Raw genomic sequence first — 2,737 nt, forward strand, 5'->3', positions numbered from 1 at the left:
CACCCGGTCGAGCTCATCGGCGGCGTGCGCTTCCCCGCCATCGGCGAACTGCCCTACCTGCTCACCCTCGCCGGACACGGCTTCTACTGGTTCCGGCTGCGCCCCGCGGTCGGGCCCGGCACCACGAGGCGATCGTGACCGCGTACCCCTCGACAGCCCGCCCGCCCCTGAAAGGACGTGCCGTCATGCCGGACACCGCTCTGCAGCGTCCGAGCGGCCTCGACACCCCTCCGCTGCTCACCTCGCTGGCCGAACTGCTGCGGGCCTGGCTGCCGCGGCAGCGCTGGTTCGCGGGCAAGGGCAGGCCCGTGACGGATGTGACGCTGCTGTCGACGACCGAGCTGTACCCGGGGTGTCTGCATCTGCTGGTCCGCACCGAGCACCTCGGCCCGCCCGCCCACGGCACGGCCGGCACGCCCGCGGCCGAGGACTGCTACCAACTGCTCCTGGGGGTGCGGGAGGTCCTGCCGCCGCGGCTGGCCCACGCCTTCATCGGCCGGGCGAGCGCCGGCCCGCTGGCCGGCCTGACCGTGTACGACGCCTTCCACGACCCGAAGGCCGCGGGGCTGCTCCTGGAACGGCTGCGCCGTTCGGGTACGGCGGGACCGCTGCGGTTCGAGGGTGACCCCCGGGTGACGGTCCCGGCCGGTCTCGCACCACGTCTCCTCGACGCCGAGCAGTCCAACACCTCGCTGGTCTACGGAGACGCGTTCATACTGAAGGTCTTCCGTCGCGTCCAGCCCGGCATCAACCCGGATCTGGAGGTTCCGCGCGCACTGGCCCGGCAGGGCTGCGACCGCGTTCCGGCCCCGGCCGCGTGGTTCAGGACCTCGGAGCCGCAGGAGGCGACCCTCGGCGTCCTCCAGCCGTATCTGCGGGACGCCGCCGACGGCTGGGCGCTGGCACTCGAGTCCCTCGGCTCGCGGCAGGACTTCGCGGGCGAGGCGTTCGAACTGGGCCGGGCCACCGCCGAGGTGCATCTGGCCCTGGCGACGGCCTTCCCCGTGGACGCGCCGAGCCCGTACGGCAACAAGCGCCTCGCGGAGGCGATGCACGAGCGGCTCGACGCCGCGGTCCGTTCCGTCCCCGAACTGCGCCCGCACGCTGCCGGGTTGCGGTCGGCGTTCGACGCTCTCGCCGCCCTTGACCCGTCGGTCCGCCCAGCCCAGCGCATCCACGGCGACCTCCACCTCGGCCAGGTCCTGCGGGCCGGGCGGCGATGGTCGGTGATCGACTTCGAGGGTGAACCGGCCCGCCCGATCAGCGAACGTCGGCGTGTCCAGTCGCCTGTACGCGATGTCGCGGGCATGCTGCGGTCCTTCGACTACGCGGCCCGCTCCCGGCAGCCCTGGCGTCCGGAGTGGGCGGAGCACTGCCGCGAGGCCTTCTGCGCCGGCTACGCCGCCGCGGCGGCCTGGGATCCGCGCGAGGAACCCGAACTGCTGCGGGCGTACGAGACGGACCGTGCCGTGTACGAAGTGCTCTACGAGGCACGGCACCGGCCCGACTGGCTGCCCGTGCCCATGGCCGCGGTCGGACGACTCGCCGACCGCACCTGACCACCGACCGCCCACCGAGCACGAGCACCCAGCACCCAGCACCCAGCACCCAGCACCGACGAACAACCGGCAGAACCGGTTCGACACTCCCTCCGACCACCCCCGCTTCGAGAGGCCCAAGCCGTGACCCGCACAGCATCCACCCGCGTACGACGGGCCAAGCCCGCCGCCCCGTCCGCGCAGCCCGCCGCGCTGGACCCGACGGACCGGGGGCGCCTGCTGTCCGGCGCCCACCACGATCCGCACGCGCTGCTGGGTGCCCATCCGGTGCCGGGCGGAGTGATGTTCCGGGCGCTGCGGCCGTACGCCCAGGGAGTGACGGTCGTCGTGGACGGGCACCGCAGCCCACTGGAGGACCTGGGCGACGGGTTCTTCGGAGGCGTCCTGCCGCTCGACCGGATTCCCGCGTACACACTGCTGGTGACGTACGACGGCACCGAGTTCGAGGCACAGGACCCCTACCGATTCCTGCCCGCGCTCGGCGAGCTGGACCTGCATCTGATCGCCGAGGGCCGGCACGAGGAGCTGTGGCGGGCGCTCGGCGCCGAGCCGATGACCCACGAGGATGTCGAGGGAACGCGGTTCACCGTGTGGGCCCCGAACGCTCAAGGGGTCCGCGTCTGCGGCGACTTCTGCCACTGGGACGGCGCCGCCGGATTCCCGATGCGTTCGCTCGGATCATCCGGCGTGTGGGAGGTGTTCCTGCCCGGCATGGGTGAGGGAACGCTGTACAAGTTCGACATCACCCGCCCCGACGGCTCCCGCACCCTGCGGGCGGACCCGATGGCCCGCCGTACCGAGGTGCCGCCGGCCACCTCGTCGGTCGTGACACGGTCGTCGTACACGTGGCAGGACTCGAAGTGGATGAAGGAGCGGGCGAAGCGCCGCCCGCTGCACGAGGCGCCGTTCTCGGTGTACGAGGTGCACCTGCCGTCCTGGCGACCGGGCCTGACCTACCAGCAACTGGCCGAACAGCTGCCCGCGTACGTCAACGGCCTCGGCTTCACGCACGTCCAGTTGATGCCCGTCTCCGAGCACCCCTTCGGCGGCTCCTGGGGCTACCAGGTCACCGGCTTCTACGCCCCCACCGCCCGCCTGGGCACCCCCGACGACTTCAAGCACCTCGTCGACGCCCTCCACCGCGCCGGAATCGGCGTCCTCATGGACTGGGTCCCCGC

3 protein-coding genes are annotated in these 2,737 nt (G+C 72.6%); all 3 read left to right on the forward strand.

What is annotated here, in order from left to right; genetic code table 11:
* A partial coding sequence (locus ABZV42_RS42125) for an alpha-glucosidase C-terminal domain-containing protein (protein WP_356057550.1) occupies nt 1-138 on the forward strand: 138 nt, incomplete at its 5' end.
* Between the two features lie 47 nt (nt 139-185).
* A complete protein-coding gene (locus ABZV42_RS42130; RefSeq protein WP_355979941.1) occupies nt 186-1,559 on the forward strand; it encodes a phosphotransferase in 1,374 nt (457 codons plus the stop codon).
* Between the two features lie 123 nt (nt 1,560-1,682).
* Nucleotides 1,683-2,737 (forward strand): alpha-amylase family glycosyl hydrolase (locus tag ABZV42_RS42135; RefSeq protein ID WP_356057548.1); only part of this gene is annotated, 1,055 nt, incomplete at its 3' end.

Source organism: Streptomyces sp. NPDC005281, from assembly GCF_040607495.1.
GTDB lineage: Bacteria > Actinomycetota > Actinomycetes > Streptomycetales > Streptomycetaceae > Streptomyces.

Bases quoted from the DNA above. Each gene is read 5' to 3' on its own strand.
- ABZV42_RS42130 (WP_355979941.1), top strand. From the start codon at position 186: ATGCCGGACACCGCTCTGCAGCGTCCGAGCGGCCTCGACACCCCTCCG.